At 71.6% G+C, this 20,961-nt stretch carries 19 protein-coding genes; 11 read left to right on the top strand and 8 right to left on the bottom strand.

Annotated elements, in window-relative coordinates; translation table 11 throughout:
• Nucleotides 1-36 precede the first annotated feature (36 nt).
• The 5 genes from IH48_RS0104325 to IH48_RS0104345 are packed head-to-tail and all read right to left on the bottom strand — an operon-like array spanning nucleotide 37 to nucleotide 5,234.
• On the bottom strand, nucleotides 37-933 hold the full coding sequence (locus IH48_RS0104325) for a hypothetical protein (protein ID WP_051839154.1): 897 nt from the start codon (nucleotides 931-933) through the stop codon (nucleotides 37-39).
• 20 nt (nucleotides 934-953) lie between these two features.
• Nucleotides 954-2,609: a thiamine pyrophosphate-binding protein gene (locus tag IH48_RS0104330; RefSeq protein ID WP_030899316.1), complete on the bottom strand. Its 1,656-nt coding sequence runs from the start codon at nucleotides 2,607-2,609 to the stop codon at nucleotides 954-956.
• Nucleotides 2,606-3,676 carry an amidohydrolase family protein gene (locus tag IH48_RS0104335; protein WP_030899318.1) on the bottom strand — a complete coding sequence of 357 codons (1,071 nt, stop codon included), beginning with the start codon at nucleotides 3,674-3,676 and terminating at the stop codon, nucleotides 2,606-2,608. Before IH48_RS0104335 ends, IH48_RS0104330 begins: the two co-directional genes overlap by 4 nt.
• On the bottom strand, nucleotides 3,673-4,563 hold the full coding sequence (locus IH48_RS0104340; protein WP_030899319.1) for an HpcH/HpaI aldolase family protein: 891 nt from the start codon (nucleotides 4,561-4,563) through the stop codon (nucleotides 3,673-3,675). Before IH48_RS0104340 ends, IH48_RS0104335 begins: the two co-directional genes overlap by 4 nt.
• Nucleotides 4,560-5,234: an SRPBCC domain-containing protein gene (locus tag IH48_RS0104345; RefSeq protein ID WP_030899321.1), complete on the bottom strand. Its 675-nt coding sequence runs from the start codon at nucleotides 5,232-5,234 to the stop codon at nucleotides 4,560-4,562. Before IH48_RS0104345 ends, IH48_RS0104340 begins: the two co-directional genes overlap by 4 nt.
• 791 nt (nucleotides 5,235-6,025) lie before the next feature.
• Here IH48_RS0104345 and IH48_RS0104350 point away from each other — a divergent pair.
• The 6 genes from IH48_RS0104350 (at nucleotide 6,026) to IH48_RS0104375 (ending at nucleotide 13,195) form a co-directional block, all read left to right on the top strand.
• Entirely contained in the window at nucleotides 6,026-6,916 is an 891-nt protein-coding gene (locus IH48_RS0104350) for an ABC transporter substrate-binding protein (protein WP_030899323.1), read from the top strand.
• 57 nt (nucleotides 6,917-6,973) lie between these two features.
• A complete protein-coding gene (locus IH48_RS0104355; RefSeq protein WP_030899324.1) occupies nucleotides 6,974-7,834 on the top strand; it encodes an amidohydrolase family protein in 861 nt (286 codons plus the stop codon).
• The gene (locus IH48_RS0104360; RefSeq protein ID WP_078849476.1) at nucleotides 7,831-8,967 is read left to right on the top strand and encodes an ABC transporter substrate-binding protein; all 1,137 of its coding nucleotides are present in this window, start codon (nucleotides 7,831-7,833) and stop codon (nucleotides 8,965-8,967) included. The genes IH48_RS0104355 and IH48_RS0104360 overlap by 4 nt, the downstream gene beginning before the upstream one ends.
• Nucleotides 8,968-9,037: 70 nt before the next feature.
• The gene (locus IH48_RS0104365) at nucleotides 9,038-10,189 is read left to right on the top strand and encodes an ABC transporter substrate-binding protein (protein ID WP_078849477.1); all 1,152 of its coding nucleotides are present in this window, start codon (nucleotides 9,038-9,040) and stop codon (nucleotides 10,187-10,189) included.
• A gap of 67 nt (nucleotides 10,190-10,256) precedes the next feature.
• On the top strand, nucleotides 10,257-12,038 hold the full coding sequence (locus tag IH48_RS0104370; protein WP_030899328.1) for an ABC transporter permease: 1,782 nt from the start codon (nucleotides 10,257-10,259) through the stop codon (nucleotides 12,036-12,038).
• Between the two features lie 20 nt (nucleotides 12,039-12,058).
• Nucleotides 12,059-13,195 (top strand): ABC transporter ATP-binding protein, encoded by a 1,137-nt coding sequence (locus tag IH48_RS0104375; RefSeq protein ID WP_234434132.1) that lies wholly within the window; start codon nucleotides 12,059-12,061, stop codon nucleotides 13,193-13,195.
• A 72-nt stretch (nucleotides 13,196-13,267) separates the two neighbouring features.
• Here IH48_RS0104375 and IH48_RS0104380 read toward each other — a convergent pair whose 3' ends face one another.
• Complete coding sequence (locus tag IH48_RS0104380; protein WP_030899334.1) at nucleotides 13,268-13,510, bottom strand: mycoredoxin; 243 nt, start codon at nucleotides 13,508-13,510, stop codon at nucleotides 13,268-13,270.
• A gap of 213 nt (nucleotides 13,511-13,723) precedes the next feature.
• Here IH48_RS0104380 and IH48_RS0104385 point away from each other — a divergent pair, with 213 nt between their 5' ends.
• From IH48_RS0104385 to IH48_RS0104400, 4 genes are all read left to right on the top strand, one after another.
• Nucleotides 13,724-15,928 carry an ATP-dependent DNA helicase UvrD2 gene (locus IH48_RS0104385; protein ID WP_234434133.1) on the top strand — a complete coding sequence of 735 codons (2,205 nt, stop codon included), beginning with the start codon at nucleotides 13,724-13,726 and terminating at the stop codon, nucleotides 15,926-15,928.
• Between the two features lie 208 nt (nucleotides 15,929-16,136).
• The gene (locus IH48_RS0104390; protein ID WP_030899345.1) at nucleotides 16,137-16,484 is read left to right on the top strand and encodes a hypothetical protein; all 348 of its coding nucleotides are present in this window, start codon (nucleotides 16,137-16,139) and stop codon (nucleotides 16,482-16,484) included.
• Between the two features lie 171 nt (nucleotides 16,485-16,655).
• Complete coding sequence (locus IH48_RS0104395) at nucleotides 16,656-17,024, top strand: WhiB family transcriptional regulator (RefSeq protein WP_030899347.1); 369 nt, start codon at nucleotides 16,656-16,658, stop codon at nucleotides 17,022-17,024.
• Nucleotides 17,021-17,344 carry a hypothetical protein gene (locus IH48_RS0104400; RefSeq protein ID WP_030899353.1) on the top strand — a complete coding sequence of 108 codons (324 nt, stop codon included), beginning with the start codon at nucleotides 17,021-17,023 and terminating at the stop codon, nucleotides 17,342-17,344. The genes IH48_RS0104395 and IH48_RS0104400 overlap by 4 nt, the downstream gene beginning before the upstream one ends.
• Nucleotides 17,345-17,422: 78 nt before the next feature.
• Here IH48_RS0104400 and IH48_RS0104405 read toward each other — a convergent pair whose 3' ends face one another.
• Nucleotides 17,423-18,904: an ABC1 kinase family protein gene (locus IH48_RS0104405; RefSeq protein ID WP_030899354.1), complete on the bottom strand. Its 1,482-nt coding sequence runs from the start codon at nucleotides 18,902-18,904 to the stop codon at nucleotides 17,423-17,425.
• Nucleotides 18,905-18,947: 43 nt separating this feature from the next.
• Entirely contained in the window at nucleotides 18,948-20,087 is a 1,140-nt protein-coding gene (locus IH48_RS0104410) for a TOMM precursor leader peptide-binding protein (protein ID WP_030899357.1), read from the bottom strand.
• 172 nt (nucleotides 20,088-20,259) lie between these two features.
• Between IH48_RS0104410 and IH48_RS0104415 the strand changes: the two genes are divergently transcribed.
• Nucleotides 20,260-20,922 (top strand): M48 family metallopeptidase, encoded by a 663-nt coding sequence (locus tag IH48_RS0104415; RefSeq protein WP_051839155.1) that lies wholly within the window; start codon nucleotides 20,260-20,262, stop codon nucleotides 20,920-20,922.
• Nucleotides 20,923-20,961 lie beyond the last annotated feature (39 nt).

Genomic DNA, 20,961 nt, shown 5'->3' on the forward strand with positions numbered 1-20,961 from the left:
TGACTCCTTCTGTCTCACCGCTGTCTCACTGCTGTCTCACCGGTCGAAGAAGGCGGCGGCCTTCTCGATGGCGCCCAGGTCGACCGGGCCGCGCACCAGTTCCTGCTCCAGGGCGTAGCGCCCGCCGATCTCCAGGCACGCCGCGAGCGACGCGCTCCACCCGGCCGCGACCGCGCGCCCGCCGGGCGAGTCGTCATGCTCCCCCGCGGTGTCCGCGATCGCCCGCTTCAGCGCCCGGTACACGGTGAGCACGGCGTCGGGGGAGTCACGCAGGACGTCGTCGCGCACCACCAGCAGGTGGTTGGCCGGGATCGTGCCGTGCCGCTCGGTCCACGCGAGGCCCGCGCTCTCCGCGTCCCGCACCAGCGGAACGAGCCCCGCGCCCTGCCCGCCGACCGCCTTGGGCCCGAGCACCGCGGCCGACACGTCGTGGGACCGCAGCAGGTCAACCACCCGCCCGGTCACCGACCGCTCCACGTACGGCGGATTGACGTACTGGGCGACGTGGACGTCCTCGGTCGTCACCCAGGTGACGTCGCAGGACTCGACCCCGTACTCCTCGCGCAGCCAGCCGCGCACCCACAGGCCGGTGGTCTGGCCGTACGCGCGGACGCCCACGCGCCGTCCCGCGAGGTCCCCCGGGCCGATCTCCGGCGCGTCGGGCAGCCGGGTCAGGGCCCGGTGGTGGGTCGACCCGACCAGCACCACGGGCAGCAGGGTGATCGGGACACCGGCCTCCCTGGCCTGCAAGTAGGTGGCCAGCGGCATCTCGCAGATGTCGAAGGCCAGGTCGCGGACCATCCGCGCGAAGGCGGGCGGCAGCGGCGAGAACTCCGGGAAGCGGCAGTCCACCCCGTCCACGGGGATCGTGCCGTCCTTCAGCGGCCCGGTGTGCGGGTAGTTGCCGAGCAGCACGCTCAGCGATGTCGTCATGGCGCTTCCTCCCCGCCCGCTCACACGTCCTCCCCGTACTGGATGCGCCGGTAGGGCGTGCTCAGCACCTCGCGGGTGATACGGACGTCGACCACGGTCGGCCGCGGTGAGCGCACGTACTCCGCGAGCGCGTCCCGCAGCTCCTGCGCCGTGCGGACGGTGGCCCCGCCGCCGCCGAGCGCCTGCGCGACTCGGCCGAGTTCGGGCGTCGGGATGGTCGCGAGATCCGGGTCCAGCCCCTTGGCCTTCGCCTTGTGGTACTCGGCGCCGAGCCCCCGGTCGTTCATGACGACGACCAGCAGCGGGATGCCGTAGCGGCACGCCGTCTCGAACTCGGGCAGGTGCATGAGGAAGCTCGCGTCGCCCTCCACCACGAACCCGGGCCTGCTGCCCTGCGCGACAAGCTGGCCGAGCGCGATGAGCGGCGCCTGGCCGATCGCGCCGAACATGCCGTAGTTGCACAGCACGTCGCGCGAGCGCTGGAAGAGCATGGTGCCGAAGTCGGTCTGGTGGCCGCTGCCGAGCACGAGGCCCATCTCGCGCGGCAGTTCACGGTCGAGGATCCAGATCGCCTCGCGCGGGTCGAGCCGCCCGGGCTCGCGCACGTACTCGGCCGGCGGTTCGAGCCGGGCGGCCAGGTGCCGCTGGACGGCGTCGGTGTGGAAGCCCTCTATGCGCACGGAGCGCTCCGCGAGGACCCGGGACAGCTCGGTGAGCGCCGTAACGGCGTCCGCCTGCACGTAGCGATCCGCCACCTTGCCGTTGCCCATCACCAGGTGCGGGGCCGTGTCGATCTGCACGTACGCGGCCTCCGGGTAGAGGTAGCCGCTCTCGATCGTGTAATGGTTCAGGCTGGCGCCGACCGCGATCACGCAGTCGGCCTCCTGCAGCAGCTCCATCGACAGCTTGTCGCCGAACAGCCCCGAAAGGCCGACGTGGAAGTCCGTGCGGTCGCACAGCCAGTTCTTCGCCTGCAGGGTGGTGGCCAGCAGCGCCCCCGTCTGCTCCTGGAGCGCGAGGATCTGCTCGCCGGCCTCCGCCCCGCGCGCGCCGCGGCCCGCGATGATCACCACGCGCTTGGCGTTCTGGATCAGGTCGCAGGCCGCCTCGATCCTCGCCGGGTCGGGCAGCGGCCTCGGCCTCTCGATCAGGGCGGTCGAGGGCACGTAGTTCTCGTCGTAGTCGTCCAGTTCGGCCACCTGGACGTCGAGGGGCGCGCTGATCATGACCGGCTTCGACTCGGTCCGCGCCAGGTAGAAGGCGCGCCGCACGGCTTCCTGGGCGTTCTCGGGACGCGTCACGTGGATGAACTCGCACTCGACGGCGGCGGCGAAGCGCCGCTGGTCGAGGTGCTGGGTCGCGCCCTCGTCACCGAGCGCCGTCTCGCCGCAGAAGGCGACCAGCGGGGTGCGCGCCCGGCTCGCCACGATCATCGAGGTGGCCAGCTGCGAGACGCCGGGTCCGCTGGTCGTCGTGACGACGCCGGGCCGGCCCGCGCCGCGGGCCCAGCCGTCCGCCATGCCGAGGCCCGAACCCTCGTGCCGCACCTCGTACAGCCGCACGCCGCGGTCGGCGAGCGCGGCCATCCAGTGCATGTTGGCGTCGCCCATCATCCCGAAGACATCGCTGGTGCCCTCCTTGACGAACGCCTCGGCCAGTGCTTCGTAGACCTTCACTTCCGGATCCCCTCCCGCTCCGCCGCGGCCGTCGCCCGGGCCTTCAGGACGCCGTCGAGGCGGGAGAAGACGCGCAGCGCGTTGCCTCCGCAGACCGCCTGCCGGTCCTCGTCGCTCAGGCTCTCGATGGAGTCGATGGTGTATTTCGTGTCGTCGAACCGCCGCCCGGTCTCCGGGTCCACGCCGCGGACGGCGCCGATCATCTCCGAGGCGAACAGGACGTTCTGCGCGGGAATGATGTCCAGCAGCAGTTCCATGCCGCGCTTGTGGTACACGCAGGTGTCGAAGTGGACGTTGCGCAGGACGGACTCCTCCAGCGGCGGCCGCCCCCGGTCCTGCATCACCCCGCGGTAGCGGCCCCAGTGGTAGGGGACGGCGCCGCCGCCGTGCGGAAGGATCAGCTTCAGCGTCGGGAAGTCCTTGAACAGGTCCGACATGCACAGCTGCATGAACACCGCGGTGTCGCCGTTGAGGTAGTGGGCGCAGGTGCCCTGCAGCGCGGGGTTCCTCGACATCGCGACGTGCACCATCGCGGGGACGTCGAGCTCGGCCATCTTCTCGTAGAGCGGGTAGTAGACCCGGTCCGTCAGGGGCGGTGCCTGGTAGTACCCGTCCGACGGGTCGGGGTTGAGGAGGCAGCCGACGAACCCCAGCTCCTCGACGCAGCGCTCCAGTTCGGCGGCCGAGTTGCGTACGGAGGCGGCGAGCCCGTCACCCGGTGACTGCGGGAGCTGGCACACGCCCGCGAACCGCTCGGGGAAGAGCCCGCAGACGCGGGCGATCAGGTCGTTGCTGACGTGCGACCAGTCGAGGCTCGTCCGCTCGTCGCCGTAGTGGTGGGCCATCCTGCCCGCGCCGGGCGAGAAGAGTGTCAGGTCCGTGCCCCGCTCGACCTGCAACTTCAGCTGCCCGTTCTCGATGGCGGCGCGGATCTCGTCGTCGTCGATGTCCAGCAGGTCGGGCGAGAATCGCTCGCCGGACTCCTCGAACGCGCGGATCTGCTTCTCCCGCCACGCTCCCAGCGCGGGCGGCGCCGTGGTGAAGTGGCCATGGCAGTCGATGATCATTCGTTGCTCCGAATCTCGCGGCCCGTCATCCCATGCCGCGTCAGCTCACGGCCCTTGGCCAGTCCTGGGTAGGTGCGCACGGGTGCCGACATGAGGAACCGGTAGCCGTCGTCGAGCACCCGCTCGACGTTGGCCGCCGTCACATGGGGGTGGCCGACGGCGACCCCGCGTGCGGTGCAGACGTCGAGGATCCGCCGCTTGCACTCGAGAACGCGGGGGTGCTCGTACTGGCGCGGGACCCCGAGCTCCTGGCTCATGTCGCCCTCGCCGATCAGGACCAGGCCGATCCCCGGCACCCGGTCGAGGATGTCCGGCAGGTTCTCGATGCCGAGCTGGTCCTCGATCATGAGGCCGACGAGGATCTCCCCGTCGGGGTCGAGCGGCCACACGTCGGCCCTCGCGTAGTACTCGGTGTTGGGGATGCCCCAGTAGCGCGTCGCCGCGTGCGGGCCGTCCCCGCGCAGGCCCGGCGGCTCGTGGCGCGGCGCGTCGGGCAGCCGCGGGTAGCGGCAGGCCGCGACGGCGTTCCTGGCCTCCTCGACGGTGCAGACGTGCGGCCAGACGATGCCGAAAGCACCCAGGTCGAGAGCCTGCTTGGCGTGCCACTGCGCCCGCTCCGCGCCGTTGGCGGGAATGCGCACCAGCGGGGTGACGGCCGGCGCGGGGCTGTCAGCCTCGAATATCTGGCGCCGGTTCAGCAGGTACTGGAAGCTGTCGCGCAGCGCGTTGATGTCCCAGGGTTTGTGCTCCATCTCGAACACCACCGCGTCGTAGTCCGTGGTGGCGAGTTCGACGGCGGACGACGGGTCGGCGGCCGAGAAGGTCGCGAACACGTGCTGCCCCGCGTCCAGGGCGCCGATCACCTTGTTGAGCCTGGCCGATGTCATCGCCGTCCTCCCTGACCGAGTGCCTCTCCCGACCTGTCCACCGGCTGGTGTGCCTGCCGCCGTGGCCCGCCCCGGCGCCCGCCGCGCCGTCCCGCCCACCAGGCACGCAGGCGGGCGAAGAAGCCGGTGGGACGGGGCTGTTGCGTACGCGGCGGGCCGTCCGCCGCCGCTGCTTCCGGCGCCTCGGGTGCCTCGGACACGGCTTCCGCCGGTGCTGAGGGTGCGGCGCACAGCTTCGTCAGCTCGCCGGTGAACTCCTTCGTCATCCTGGAGACGACCATCCCGGCGCCCGACTCGATCAACTTGGCGAGCTTGCCGTTGAGTTTGATCTCGCCGTCGCAGAAGACGCGCGAGGTGCCGGGCTCCGCCCCGTCGGCGACACGGAAGGTGGCTCCGGCGTTGAAGCGGGTGGCGCCCTGCCCGTCCGCGCCGCGGGCCGACAGGCGGCCCTCGTGCGCGGGTTCGTTCAGGTCGAGGGAGACACGGGCGGCGAATCTGACGCGCAGGCCGCCGAACCTGATGGCCAGCTTCCCGTCGAAGGACCCGTCGTCGTGCGAATCCCCGAGCTCGGCTCCGCCGATGCAGGACACGACGGCCGAGGGATCCGAGATGACCTCCCAGACGCGATCGGGCGGACTCGGTACGGCTATCTCTTCCGTGATCGATATCAAGGGTGAACCTCACTTGGTGGCAGGCGGGACGGCGCGGCGAGGGCAGGGGTGATGAGCGCTCGCGCGTGAGGCGGCTTCGTCGGTGGCGGTGGGGTGGGCGGACCGCCGGGCTTGTGCGGCTGGACTCTTGTGCCGGCACGACACCTGTGACATCCGGCCTCATCGAGATTGTCCAACAAGGTATGACGGGAACGTAACACCGTCGATCGATGACCACAAGGATTCAGCAATGATCCCTAAAGATTGTTGGACAAGACGAGCGTCAGGTGTTCGGGAAGCCTCCGGGGGAGTGGCGTGGCGCCGCTGGTCGGGTCTGGGGCTCGGTATCGCGGACGGGCGCCTGTCTCATCCAGGCTGTTGTCCAACAATCCTTAGGGATCGGCTGGGAGATGTCAGTGAAAACAGGTTATTAGCGCAGGCTTCTTGCAGCCCTCGGACGGCGGTGTTACGTTCCCACCAATACTTGTCGGACAATCGTGACGACGCGTAAGGGTGTCGAGGGCACAACAGCAGCTCCTTCCAGCCGACACAGAAGCGCCGACGTGCGCGGTCGCGCCACTTCCGCGACCCGGCCACGCCACCGCAGTGCTACTGCACCGCCACCCCCTCACGCCGTCCGCGGGCGCGCGACCGCGCGGTCCCCACTCCGCCCCTGCCGCTCCGGCAAGGGCGTATGGCGGCAGACATGTCGATCAGTCAGGGCAGTACAGAGATCTCGGAGGAAGCCCGGTGAATCGTTCGTTCTCGACCGACGCGGTCGTACGGGACAGGTGCGACGGGACGGTGCTCGCGTGAACGCGCTGCAGGTCGCCGTCCGCGACTACCCCCACACCCGCCCGCTCAAGGAAGGCCTGATCACGACCGAGGGGTACGACCTCGACTTCGCGGAAGTGGAGCCCATCCACCGTGCCTTCGCGCCGATGGTGCGCGAGTCGCGCTACGACGTGAGCGAACTCGCCGTCGCGACACTCCTGCAGGCCGTCGAGGCCGGCCGGCCCGTGGTCGCCCTGCCGGTCGTGCTGCACGGCAACCACCACCACCGCTCGATCTGGACCTGGGAGGACAGCGGCGGCCTCACCCCCGAAGACCTGCGCGGCCGCCGCGTCGGCGTCCGCTCGTACTCCCAGACCACCGGGATGTGGGTCCGATCCGTACTGAGCGGCACCTTCGGCGTCGCGTCGCGTGACATCACCTGGGTGACCCGGGAGGAACCGCACGTCGCCTCCGCCCAGGAGCCCGCGAACGTCGAGCGCACCGCCACCCCGCTCGTCGACCTGCTCCGCGCGGGCGACCTCGCCGCCGTGGTGATGGGGGCACGGTCGGCCGACCACGTCGAGGGACTCGTACCACTGATTCCCGACTGGAAGGCCCGGCAGGAGCAGCACTTCGAGGAGCACGGCTGGATCCCGATCAACCACCTCGCCGTCGTCCGCCGCGACTTGCTGGAAGAGCGGCCCGACGCCGTGCGCGCCGTCTACCGCGCGCTGACGCGCGGCATCGACTTCGCCCGGCCGGCGTCGACCGGCACGGTCCGGGGGTCCGTCGTCCAGTACGGAGTCACCGACACCCTGCTCGCCACGCTCGAGACCGCGATCGGGCACGCACGTGAACAGGGCCTCATCACCTCGCCGATGACCGCGGAGTCGCTCTTCGCCGACTTCACTCGCCACGCGGGGGCATGACCCGCTCTCCGCCCGCGGGACCCGCGCCCGGCCTCAACACCGTCCCCAGGAGTACCGATGCACTACTTCGACACCCATACGCACGCCATCTCCGCCGACACTGCCGCCTACCCGCCCAAGCCGCTCGGCGGCACCCGCTCGCAATGGTCCGAGCAGCGGCCCGCCGACGTGGACGGGCTGGTCCGCGAGCTCGACGCGGCGGGCGTCGAGCGTGCCGCGCTCGTCCACGCCTCCACGGTGTACGGATTCGACAACCGGTATGCCGCGGACGCCCTGGCGCGCCACCCCGACCGGCTCGTGGGCGTCTGCGCCGTGGACTTCCTCGCCGAATCGGCCGTCGACGACCTCAAGTACTGGATCGAGGAACGCGGCCTCAGCGGCGTGCGCATCAGGGTGTCGGACGGCACGACCAAGGTGCCGACCCCCGGGTCGGGCGTCTCGGACGCGCGTATGGAGGCCGTCTGGGACTACGTGGCGGCACAGCACATCCCGGTGTGCATCCAGATGCACTCCAAGGACACACCGAAGCTGATCGACGTCCTCGAACCGCGTCCCGGCATGACGGTGCTGCTGGACCACGCGGGACGCCCCAACGCGGCCGGTGGCCCGCCCTATCCGCACCTGGCCGAACTCGGCCGGCTGGCCCGGTTCCAGGGCGTGCACCTCAAGGTGACCCCGCCCGCACTGCGCCGACTGGCGGACGAGCCCGCCGCCGACGTCACCGAGGTGGTGCGCCGGCTCGTCGAGACGTTCGGCGTGGAGCGGGTGATGTGGGGCTCGAACTTCCCGGCGTCCTCCGGGACCCTCGCCGAGCTGCGCGACGGCATCGAGGCACACCTTTCGTGGCTGGACGACGCGGACCGCGCCGCGGTCCTCGGCGGCAACGCGGCACGGGTCTACGGCGGGAAGAACCGATGAGGCACGACTCGCTGTACGGCGCCCTGCGGCTGCCCGGCACGCCGGCCGGCGCGAAACCCCGGGCGCGCTCCGGCCGGCTGCGGCTGTGCGTGGCGCTCGGCGTCGCGCTGGCCACCGGCGCCGCCGTCTCCGGGTGCGGCCCCGGCAGCAGCAGCGCCGACCTGCCGACGACGATGAGCGGCGTCGTCAAGCAGGCCGAGAGCGAGGGCGAGGTCGACTGGTCGGCCCCCAAGCCGCAGGCGCAGATGCAGTCGGCCATCGACCTGTTCGAGAAGAAGTACCCCGGGATCAAGGTCAAGTACACCAACACCAAGGCCCCCGACCAGGTCAGCCAGCTCACGCTGGAGGAGGCAGCCAGGAAGGTGTCGATCGACGTCGCCAACGCGGGTGGGCTCACCGTGCCGCCGTCCCTGCAGCTGGCGGACGACATCAAGTGGTCGAAGTACGGCATCGGCGGCGACGACGTCTTCCACGACGACCTCGTCTACATCTGGGCGGTGCCGAAGGTCTGGGCGTACAACACCGACAAGATCAGCCCGGCGGACCTGCCGAGGAGCTGGACCGACCTGCTCGACGCCCAGTGGTCCGGCGGCAAAATCTCGGCGGAGTCCCGCGCCTCCTTCATGACCGTGTGGGACCTGAACCCGTCGACGGGCGAGTCCAAGGCGCTCGCATGGGCCAAGAGGTTCGCCGCCCGGAGCCCGCACTTCACGCCCAACACGACGCAGTCCGAGGCGCCGATCGAGTCCGGCCAGGTGTCCATCGGGACGAGCCTCATCAACCTCGTGCTGCAGGCGCGGTCGAAGGGGGCACCGGTCGGGGTGGCGCCGGTGACGCCGACGAACGCCAACGAGTCCTACCTGTACGTGCCCAAGGGCGCGCCGCACCCGGCCGCGGCCGTGCTGCTCACCTCGTTCCTCTCCTCCGACGAGGCGCAGAACGCACTGGCGAAGACCTACAACTCGCGGATCCCCGTCGACACCGACTGCTCGCACCCGGGGCAGAACGCCGTACTGCAGGCCATGTGCAAGGCACACCTCAAGTGGTTCGGCACCAAGACCCTCGACCAGTACAAGAGCCTCGCCGACTTCTTCCCGAAGGCCGAGAAGGCGCTCGGGACCGACGTCGGCTGAACGACGCGGCACCGGAACGACCGAGCGGCCGATGGCCGCGGTGCAGGGAGCGAACGAGGAAGGAACAGCTATGAGGCACGAACCGCTGTACACGGTCCCACGGCTGCCCGGCGTGCCGGCCGATGCGCGGGAGGGCTCGAAGCGCCGCGCGCGCTCCGGCCGGCTCCGCCTCTGCGTGTCGCTCGGCGTCGCACTGGCCACCTGCGCGGCGGCCGCCGGTTGCGGCGGACCTGGCAGCGGCGGCGCACACCTTCCGGCGACGAAGTCCGCCCTGGTGAAGCAGGCGAAGGCCGAGGGAGAGGTCAACTGGGCCTCGTGGAACCCGGAGGGGCAGATGAAGCCCGCCATCGACCTCTTCGAGAAGAAGTATCCCGGCATCCGGGTCAAGTACACGAACATCAAGGCCCCCGACCAGGTGAGCCAACTCCAACTCGAACAGGCCGCACGGAAGGTGTCCATCGATGTCGCCAACGCGGGCGGCCTGACCATGACCCCCGCGGTCAAGCTGGCCTCTGACGTCGACTGGGCCGGGTACGGCGTCGATCCCAAGGACGTCTTCGCGAAGAACTTCGTGTACGTCTGGGCCACCCCCAAGGTGTGGGCCTACAACACCGACAAGGTCAAGCCCGCCGACGTGCCGAAGAACTGGACCGACCTGCTCGACCCGAAGTGGTCCGGCGGGAAGATCTCGGCCGAGTCCCGCGGCTCCTTCATGACCGTCTGGGACCTGGACCCCGGCATGGGCGAGGGCAAGGGGGTCGCATGGGCCAAGAGGTTCGCCCGGCTGAAGCCGCACTACTCGCCCAACCTCACCCAGGCAGAGACGCCGATCGAGACGGGGCAGGTGTCCATCGGGACCAGCCTCATCAGCCTGGTGCTCGCCGCCAAGGCCAAGGGCGCGCCCGTCGAGGTCGCGCCCGTGTCACCGACCAGCGCCAGCGAGTCCTACCTCTACGTCCCCGAGGGCGCGCCGCACCCGGCCGCCGCGGCGCTGCTCACCTCGTTCCTCTCCTCCGGCGAGGCCCAGAAGCTGCTCGCCAAGACCTACAACTCCCGGATACCGGTGGACACCGACTGCTCCGACCCGGGAGCCAACGCCGTCCTGCAAGCCATGTGCGGCGCACACCTCACGTGGGACGGCGCGAAGTCCCTCACCGACTACACCCACATGACCGGCTTCTTCCCGAAGGCCGAGAAGGCACTCGGGACCGACCTCGGCTGACGGCGCGGACATCGCGGCGAGCGGCAAGGAATCCACATGCACACGTTCAACGACGCGGGAGGTCGTGATGGAACTGACGACAGCCGAGGAGGCTGACGCGCCGGCGGCCGGTGCCGTCGGAGGCGACGACAAGAGGCCGCGCCGCCGCCGTCCACGCGGCAAACGCTCGACGGTGGGGACCCTCGTCAGCCTTGCCATGGTGCTCCTGGTCGCCTACCTCGTCGTCGTGCCGCTCGCGATCCTGCTGTACAGCAGCTTCACGACGTCCAGCGACGAACTGCCCTTCGGGGAGCCCAGCTTCTCGCTGGGCAACTTCCACGACGCCTTCACGTCCAGCCGGCTCGGCACGGTGACGCTCAACACCGCGATCTACGTCGTCGGGGCGCTGGTGGTGGCGCTGGTGCTCAGCGTCTGCCTCGCGTACCTGTTCGAGAGGACGGACATCCCCGGGCGCCGCTTCCTGTCCCCGCTCACCCTTGCCCCCATGGCCGTCCCCGTGACGGTCATGGCGATCGCCTGGGCCCTCGTGGCCAACCCCGCCAACGGGCCCCTGGCGCTGCTCATACGGCAGGTGTTCGGCGTCAGCGTCGACATCTACTCGCTGCCCGGGATGATCCTGGTCATGGGCATCTTCGGGGTGCCGAGCACGTACCTGATGATCGCCCCCGCGTTCGCGCGGCTCAACCCCGAGCTGGAGGAGGCCGCGGAGACCGTCGGCGCGAACGTGTGGCGGCGGCTGCGCCTCATCGTGTTCCCCCTCGTCGCGCCGGCCGTGTCCGCCGCGGGCATGCTGCTCGTCGTCGTGGCCCTGGAGGGGTTCGCCATCCCGGCGATCCTCGGACTGCCCGACAAGATCTTCGTCTTCAGCAGCTTCATCCAGTACTCGCTGCAGCCGCCGAGCGGCATGGCCGACTACGGGCGGGCGAGCACCTACGGCGTCATCGTCCTCGCGCTGTCGCTCGTCATGCTGTTCGCCTACCGCCGCCGCATCCGCGACCAGCACCGCTTCCGCGTGGTGCTCGGCAAGGGCTACCGGCAGAGCCGCGTCTCGCTCGGCCGGTGGCGCATCCCGATCTTCGTGGTCGTCGCGGTGTACATGTTCGTGGGCATCGTGCTGCCGATCCTCGCCCTGCTGTGGACGAGCCTGTCGCCGCACGCCCGTCCCTTCAGCAGGTCGGGGCTGCGGACGATGACCGTCGGCAGCTACGCCGACATCTTCACCTCGCCGGGCATCGGCAAGGTCATGCTCAACACGGGTGAGGTCGTCGTGATCACCGCCGTCGTGACGACGGCGATGGCGGTCTGGATCTCCGTGGCGGCGGCGCGCAAGCAGTTCCGTGGCAGCACGCTCCTCTTCGAGACCTCGTTCCTGGTCTACGGGGTACCCAGCATCGTCCTCGGCGCCGCCGTGCTCTTCCTCTACCTCTACGTCCCGATCCCGATCTACGGCACGATATGGATCATCGTCGTCGCCCTGGTGACGCGGTTCCTCCCACGCGGATCACGGATGGTGCAGGCGGCCCTGCTCCAGCTCGACGACGGCCTCATCGAGGCGGCACGCGTCACCGGCGCCGGGCCGGTCACGGTGACGCGGACGATCCTGCTGCCCCTCCTGCGCCCGGTGCTGTGGAAGTGCTTCCTCTGGGTATTTGCGCACGCCCTGGGCGAGCTCCCCATCGCCCTGCTGCTGACGAGCGCGGACAACCGCACCCTCGTGGTTCTGCTGTGGGACACCTTCACGTCGAGCGTCGACTACCCGCAGGCGAGCGCTCTCGGAGTGGTCATCCTGACGATCTCCACCGTCGTGGTGTGGGTCGTCAACAGGCGCGGCGCGGCCGAGCAGGCATGACAGAAAGCATGGTGAAAGCGATGAACACGGAAACAACGAGCTCGGTCGTCATCTCCGGACTGCGCAAGTCCTACGAGCGCTCACCGGGCGCGGAGGCGGCATACGCGATCGACGGCGTCTCCTTCGAGGTGCCCAAGGGCCAGTTCGTCACCCTCCTCGGGCCCAGCGGGTGCGGCAAGACGACGACACTGCGCTGCGTCGCCGGCCTCGAACACGCCTCGGAGGGGCGGATCGAGATGGGCGGCCAGGTCGTCTTCGACGCCGCCGGGAGGCGCGACGTGAAGCCGGAGGAGCGGCCCATCGCGATGGTGCCCCAGTCGTACGGCATCTGGCCGCACATGCGGGTCGTCGACAACGCGGCCTTCCCCATGCGGCACGGCCGCAACCGGATCAAGGGCCCCGAGGTGCGCACGCGAGCGCTCGAGATGCTCGAACAGGTCGGCCTCGCAGGGATGGCCGACCGCTGGGCGACCCAGCTCAGCGGCGGGCAGCAGCAGCGCCTCGCCCTGGCCCGCGCCCTGCTCGGAGACCCCGAGGTGCTGCTGCTCGACGAGCCGCTGTCCAACCTCGACGCAAAGCTGCGGTCCAGGCTCAGGCAGGAGCTGCGGGCCTTCCAGGAGCGGTTCGGGGTCACCGCCCTGTACGTCACCCACGACCAGGCCGAGGCCCTGGCCATGTCGGACACGGTGATCGTGATGAACCAGGGCCGCGTCGAGCAGATCGACCGGCCCGAGCGCCTCTACGCGTTCCCGCGCTCCGCCTTCGTCGCCGACTTCATCGGGAGCGCGAACCTCTTCCCGGTGCGGGACGCCTCACCGGCACGCGGCGGGGGCGGGCTGGCCAAGACGGACATCGGCCCGGTGCTGTGCGCGCGCACGGCCCCCGGCGAGGACGTGCGCTACCACGACGGCGGGTTCGTCTGCGTGCGCCCCGAGGATGTCGAGGTGCGGCCGGGCACCGCGGGCACGACACCGGGCGAGAACGAGTTCGCCGGGGTGGTGGAGTCCTCGGAGTTCCTCGGCGACCGGCTCGAACTCGTCGTACGGTCGGCGGACGTGTCCATCACCGCTTCGGCGAAGGCCGGCCTCGAGTGTCGCCCGGGCACGGACGTCGTCGTCCGGTTCGACCCGTCCTGCGCCGGCTACCTCGCGAGCTGAGTGGCTGGTCGCGCACGCGTGCACAGCGGCCCCCTGCCCTACGGGCGGGGGCCGCTCGGCAAGGGGCCGGCGTCAGGCGCCGATCTTCTCCTTGACCTGCGCGAGCGACGGGTTCGTCAGCGTGGAACCGTCCGCGAAGAGTACGGTCGGGACCGTCTGGTTGCCGCCGTTGGCCTTCTCGACGAACGCGGCGGACGCCGGGTCCTGCTCGATGTTGACCTCGCTGTACGCGATGCCCGCCCGGTCCATCTGGCTCTTGAGCCGGCGGCAGTAGCCGCACCAGGTGGTGCTGTACATCGTGACGTTGCCCGCCATGTCCCTCGCGCTCCTTCGTGTGAGTCCCGCCCGGCGCACGCTCCCGCGTGGCGCATTGATGGAACGTACAACCCCCGCCCACCATTCCCGTAGGGCGCCTCCGGTTGCCCGGCGCCGTCCGGGCGCCGCTCCCCGCGGTATCGGTACGACAATCGCACCCCGCCTGTGGACAGTGGCGCACGCCCGTCACACGCGACCTGGCAGCATGGCGGGGTGACCGCAGCAACGCACTCCTCACCGCTCCCGCCACGCGACGCCGACGCCGTGCTTGAGGGCCTCGACCCCGAGCAGCGCGCCGTGGCGACGGCGCTGCACGGGCCGGTGTGCGTGCTCGCCGGGGCCGGTACGGGCAAGACCCGCGCCATCACGCACCGCATCGCGTACGGCGTGCGCGCCGGCATGCTGCAGCCCGCCAGCGTCCTCGCCGTCACGTTCACGAACAGGGCGGCGGGGGAGATGCGCGGCCGCCTGCGCCAGCTCGGCGCCTCGGGGGTGCAGGCGCGTACGTTCCACTCGGCCGCGCTGCGCCAGCTCCAGTTCTTCTGGCCGAAGGCCGTCGGCGGGGAGCTGCCCCGCCTCCTCGACCGCAAGGCGCAGCTGGTGGCGGAGGCCGCGGCGCGCTGCCGCGTCCGCCTCGACCGGGGGGAGCTGCGCGACGTCACGGGCGAGATCGAGTGGGCCAAGGTCACCCAGACGGTGCCGGCCGACTATGTGACCGCGCTCGCCAAGTCGTCCCGCGAGACCGCGCGGGACGCGGCGGAGACGGGCCAGATCTACGCGGCCTACGAGCAGCTCAAGCGCGACAGGTCGGTGATCGACTTCGAGGACGTGCTGCTGCTGACGGTGGCCGTCCTCCAGGACCGGCGCGACATCGCCGAGCAGGTGCGCGGCCAGTACCAGCACTTCGTGGTCGACGAGTACCAGGACGTCAGCCCGCTCCAGCAGCGCCTGCTCGAGCTGTGGCTCGGCGACAGGGAGACGCTCTGCGTCGTCGGCGACGCGAGCCAGACGATCTACTCGTTCACCGGAGCCACCCCCGACCACCTGCTGAACTTCCGCACCCGCCACCCCGGCGCCACGGTGGTCAAGCTCGTGCGGGACTACCGCTCGTCGCCCCAGGTCGTGCACCTCGCCAACGGACTGCTCGGCCAGGCGCGCGGCCGCGCCGCCGACCACCGGCTCGAACTGGTCTCCCAGCGCGGCAAGGGCCCCGAGCCCGTCTACACGGAGTACGGGGACGAGCCGGCCGAGGCGGAGGGCACCGCGCGCCGCGTCCGCGACCTGATCGCGGCCGGCGTGCCCGCCGGCGAGATCGCCGTCCTCTTCCGGATCAACGCGCAGTCGGAGGTGTACGAGCAGGCGCTCGCCGACGCGGGCGTGCCCTACCAACTGCGCGGCGCCGAGCGGTTCTTCGAGCGCCAGGAGGTGCGGGAGGCGGGTGCCGCGCTGCGCGGCGCGGCGCGCTTCGGGGGCAACGACGCCCTGCTCGACGGCATGGTCGAGCTGCCCTCGCAGGTGCGGGCCGTGCTGTCGACCAAGGGCTGGACGGATCAGCCGCCGACCGGTTCGGGCGCGGTGCGCGACCGGTGGGAGTCGCTGGCCGCGCTGGTCAGGCTCGCGGAGGATTTCGCGGGGGCCCGCCCGGAAGCCACGCTCGCCGACCTCGTCGCCGAGCTGGACGAGCGCGCCGCCGCGCAGCACGCGCCCATGGTGCAGGGCGTCACGCTCGCCTCGCTGCACGCGGCGAAGGGCCTCGAATGGGATGCGGTGTTCCTGGTCGGCCTCGCGGAGGGCACGGTGCCGATCACGTACGCCAAGACGGAGGCGCAGGTCGAGGAGGAGCGCAGGCTGCTGTACGTGGGGGTGACCCGCGCCCGTACGCACCTGTCGCTGTCCTGGTCGCTGTCCCGTTCGCCCGGCGGCCGCCCGACCAGGAAGGCGTCGAGGTTCCTGACCGGCCTGCGCCCGGGCGGCGGCCGCGTGGCGCGGGTGGCGGCGGACGGTGCGGGGGGCTCGGTGGAGCTGGGCAGCGTGGGTGCGCCGGGGCCGCGGGGCGAGGGGCACGCGCGGCGCAGGCGCGAGCGCAGGCCGGCCCGCTGCCGGGTGTGCGGCAGGACGCTGACGGAGGCGGGCGAGATGAAGCTGATGCGGTGCGAGGACTGCCCGTCGGACATGGACGAGGGAGTCTACGAGCGTCTCCACGCCTGGCGCGCGGAGCAGGCGCGCGTGCTCGGCCAGCCCGCGTACTGCGTCTTCACGGACAAGACCCTGATCGCGATCGCGGAGGCGGTGCCGTCCGACGAGCGGGAGCTGGCCGGCATCGCCGGCGTCGTCCGCCGCAAACTCACCCGGTTCGGGGACGATGTGCTGGCCATCTGCGCAGGTGAGGAGCGTTCGGGCGACGGCGGGGCGCGCTGACGCAAACTCGTCGGGAAAATGGTTTGCGCCCGCCGGGCGAATCCCCATAGGTTCTTTCCACGGGAACGGCGGTCTTCTCGAAGACCACTTCCCGTGCTGTACTTCACTTGCCCGGTATTGCTCCGGGCAAGCAGCGCAGCGACATTGTCCGCATACGTGAGGAACCGGCCCGGGCCGGATCCCGAGACGCCGAGAGGAGGCGATTGACGTGATCAGCATGACGAGCAGCTTCATCAGCACCGCCAAACTGGCCGACCAGTCCTTCGCCCGTGTCTCCCTCGGCTTCCCGCCCGTGATTCTCAACGGCACCGGTATGTCCGGCGTCTTTGAGACGCGGCCCGTCTCCCCCTCCGGTCTCGGCGTGTCCTTCCTGCCGGTGTGCGAGCGCGTGGGCAATGAGCGACCGACCGGGGCACTGGTGGCAGGAGCGGCAGAGCAGGCGGAGGCCTATGTCTCCGCGGCGGCCAGTGCCGGAGCACAGAAGCAGCAGACGACGACGCACGACCACGAGATGTGGGCCTTCCGTGGGCCTGAACCCTGGAGTCATCCAGCCTGATCGGCAATCAGGCCGGCGCCTTCAGGGCCGCGGAACCCCACCCGGGATCCGCGGCCCTTCTGTTTGTCCCGACAGGGACGGACGGAGCGAAGGGGCCTCGGGGCACGAAAACCCGGTACCCGACGATGTCCGGCCGACCGGCCGGACCGAACAAGACGAGGAAGAAACCCCGTGCAACTCGAAGCGCACGCCCCGTCCGTACCGCCTTCCGACACGATCCCCCCGCCCGGCCCCACGGAGGACTCCGCCTTGACCCCGCTGACCCAGCTCACCGCCCTCGACGAGGCGATCGAGAACCTCGGCTCGCCCGTTCCCTGCCGCGCCTACGACCCGGAGGTCTTCTTCGCCGAGTCGCCGGCCGACGTGGAGTACGCCAAGTCCCTGTGCCGCACCTGCCCGCTCGTCGAGGCCTGCCTCGCGGGTGCCAAGGAGCGCCGCGAGCCCTGGGGCGTCTGGGGCGGGGAGCTCTTCGTCCAGGGCGTGGTCGTGGCACGCAAGCGGCCGCGCGGCCGCCCGCGCAAGAACCCGGTCGCGGCATGAACACGCGCGGAACGATCGACCGTCCCCTCACGCACGATCCCCAGAAGCAGGCTCCGATGACCTCTTCCACCAGCGAGCCCAAGGGCTCCGCGACCACTGACTTCCCCACGAATGGCGCGCACAAGGCGCGCCAGAACAGGACCCGTGAGATGCAACTCATCCCAGAAGCCCTGGCCCGCGCGCATATGGACGAACGGCTGCGCGAGGCCCATGCGAGCCGTCAGGCCACGCACGTGATCGTGGCCAGGCGCATGCAGCGACGCGCCGAGCGCGTGTCGATGCGGGCGCGCCGCGCCCTGGCGATGGCCGTCATGCAGTGACGGCTCACGCCGTGACGGCTCTCGCGCGCTAGCGCGAAACCACGTGTGGCCGAGCCCCGAGGGGCCCGGCCACACTTCTCATGCCCCGGTGCCCTCGCCGGCCGCGGCACCGGCACCGGCATCCGCGGTCGGGGCCGCCTCGCCCTCCAGAGCCTCCCCGTCGGCCTCGTCCGCCTCGTCCGCCTCGTCGTCGTAGACGTACTCGACGTAGAAGCCGGGCAGCCAGTCCTCCAGCTCGTCCTTCAGCCGCACGGTCGCGCCCAGCTGGCACAGCACCCCGATGGTGGACAGCGTGACGCGGTGGATCAGCAGGTACGACGGCGGCAGGTTCAGCTGCCTGCCCAGCTGGTGCGCGGGGGAGCGCGGGTCGGCGATCCGCGCCGCCTGGGTGCGCATCCAGGCGCGGGTGAACGTGAACTCCTCGACCCCGGCTGGTTCGATGATCGGCAGCAGGTAGTCGAGCACGGCTTCCGGGTCGAGGTCGATGGTCTCCCTGACGAACCCCTCGGCGCGCAGCATCTCGTAGACGGCGTCGGACTCGCCGTCGATCGTCATCCGCAGCGCCTCGCCGATGGTCTCGGGGAGCCCGCCGGGCAGCCGGTCGACCGTCCCGAAGTCGAGCACGCCGAGCCGCAGCTCGCCGCTCCCGCCGTCTTCCCCGTCCTCGCCGCCCGGCTCCTCCCGCGGCGGCAGGAGCCGGAAGTTGCCCGGGTGCGGGTCCGCGTGCAGCAGCCCCGTGCGCATCGGGCCCGAGAACAGGAACCGCGCGAGCAGCTGGCCCGCTCGGTCGCGCTGCTCCTGGGTGCCCGACGAGATGATCTCCGCGAGCGGCGTGCCGTCGATCCACTCCGTCACGAGGACCTGGTCGCTCTGGTGCACGACGTCCGGCACGACGACGTCCGGATCGTCCACGAACTCGCGGGCGTGCTCACGCTGCGCCTCTGCTTCGAGCGCGTAGTCCAGCTCCTCGGAGACCCGGTCGCGCATCTCGGTGACCAGCGGCTTCATGTCCATGCCCGGGATCAGCGGGCCGAGCAGCCGCACGAACCGGCTCAGCTGCGCCAGGTCGGAGAGCAGCGCCTCGCCCGCGCCGGGGTACTGCACCTTCACCGCGACCTCGCGGCCGTCGTGCCAGACCGCCCGGTGGACCTGGCCGATCGAGGCCGCCGCCGACGGCTTGTCCTCGAACTCCAGGAACAGGCCGCGCCAGTCCTCGCCGAGCTGCTCCTCCAGGACACCGTGCACCGTCTGCGTGGGCATCGGCGGCGCCGCGTCCTGCAGCTTCGTCAGGGTGGCCCGGTAGGGGCCGGCGACCTCCTCGGGCAGGGCCGACTCGAAGACGGACAGCAGCTGCCCGAACTTCATCGCGCCGCCCTTGAGCTCGCCCAGCACCTTGAACAGCTGGTCGGCCGTGCGCTGCTGCAGTTCCTTGGTGACGATATCCGCGGAAGCCCCGCCGATCCGCTTTCCCAGCCCCCAGGTCGCCCGGCCCGCGAACCCGATCGGCAGTGCGGCCAACTTGGCAGTGCGGGTGACCGCCTTCCGGGGAAGATCAGACATTACGCCCCTCCTGGTACCGGACAGCCGTGCCGTGGTGCGGCGGCTACACCGCCATTGTGTCGCGCTCGGCCTCCGTCTCGGCCATGCCCACCCCCTCGGAGGCTGTTGTCTTGGCAAACGCACCGCACGGGCAGTGCGGGTGGGGCGCCACGCGCCGGGGCCGCCAGTCGAGCAGCGGCTGAGCCACCTCCCAGCGTGCACCCGTGCTCGTCGGCAGCTCCCCGTCCAGGAACGACAGGGCGTGTGCCGCTGTGAGCCCCGCCACGGCGGCGGCCAGCGCACCGTCGCAGGCGGGCACGGCGCGCGCCCCGCGCCCGGAGCGCCACTGGGCCAGCATCCGCGGCTCGTGCGGGTCCCGCGCGGCCGCCGTGCGCAGGAGGCACCCGGCGCACGCCGTGCCGCCGGGCAGCACCAGCGGCCCCACGAACCCCGTCGCCTCGACGACGCCCGCGTACAGGTGGGGGATCCCGGCCGCCGTCCACGCCTGGGCCGCGCCGGGCTCCGGGCGGTAGGCGGCGAGCCCGTCCCTGGGGGCCACCACCACGAGGGCCAGGGGCGCGTTTCGCGCGGCGGCCGCGCCGGGCGGGGCGCCCCCCGGCGCCGACGTCCTCACCAGCCGGGCCGCCGCGGCCTGCCTGCGCTCGCCGATCGCCTCCGGCGGCAGGCCGCCGGGACCCGCGTCCCACGGCTCGACCGTGCCGCCGTCCTGGACCTCCACCCGGCCGACGCCCGCCGCCGTGAGCGCCGCCGCCACCGCGGCCCCGACCCGGCCCGCGCCGTGCACCCGCACGCGTGTGCCGCCGCGCGACGCCAGCCGGGCGCAGGCCGCGCCGGGCGCCGCATGCACCACCGACAGGGACGCGAGCTCGCCGCGCAGCCGGTCGAGTGCGCCGGGCCCCGCCCGCAGCGCGGCGGCCGCCGGCGGGCCCGCCTCCGTGTCGTCGACCACCCCCGCCGCGGCCAGCCGGTGCACCAGCGGCTCCACGCGCTCCCACGGCAGGCCCCTCGCGCGGGCCTCGGCCGCCAGCACCGCCATGGAGCGGGTGCCGTCGAGAAGATCCAGGAAGCCGCCCGTCACCCTGTCGAGGGGCCCCACCCGCAGCGCGTGCGCGGGCGTCACCCCGAACTGCACCGTCCGCCCTCGCCATGCCCGCCGCAGCGCGGGCTTCACCATCGGTCGCATCCGCCGTCCCCCGTGTCCGTGCGCACCGGTCGTGCGCGTCGGTCGTAAGCCTGCACCGCGCGGGAATCCCGTGCGGAAAGTTGTCCACAGGCTGGGGGTGGAAGTCATTTCAATGACTCATATCACCGCAAGGTGCGTCCCGGCCGGGGCCCGTGCCGGGTACGGTCATGGCGTGCCAGCCGACCGCCCCGCCCAGCCGGGCCGCGCCCCCCGCGGCGCCTCAGCCGCCCGCGCCGCCGCGAAGGCGGCGACCGCCACGGGCCCCGCCGCCACCGGCGCCGCCCCGACGGGGGCCGCCCCCGCGGTCGAGGTCCGCAGGTCCACCCGCCGCCGGCGCACCGTGTCCGCGTACCGCGAGGGCGACAGGACGATCGTGCTGATCCCCGCCCGGATGACGAAGGCCGAGGAGCGGCGCTGGGTCACGGTGATGCTCGACAAGCTCGCCGCCCAGGAGAGCAAGCGGACGCTCGGTGACGACGAACTGGCCGGGCGGGCGCAGCGGCTGTCGCGCCAGTACTTCGGCGGCAGGGCGCGGCCCGCCACCGTGCGCTGGGTCACCAACCAGAACACCCGCTGGGGGTCCTGCACCCCCGCCGAGGCCAGCATCCGGCTCTCGCACCGCCTCCAGGGCATGCCGGAGTACGTCGTCGACTACGTGCTGCTGCACGAACTCGCGCACCTCATCGTCCCGGGGCACGGCCCGGACTTCTGGCGGCTGCTGGAGGTCTACCCGCGCACCGAGCGCGCCCGCGGGTACCTCGAGGGCGTCGTGGCCGCCGGCCGGCTGCCGGTCCCGCCGGCTTCCGGCGAGGAGGCGGCCGCGGACGCGGAGTGAGCCCCGGGCGACCGCGACCGTTTTTGCCGATCCTGTACC

It is taken from the genome of Streptomyces sp. NRRL F-5126, assembly GCF_000721265.1.
Lineage (GTDB): Bacteria > Actinomycetota > Actinomycetes > Streptomycetales > Streptomycetaceae > Streptomyces.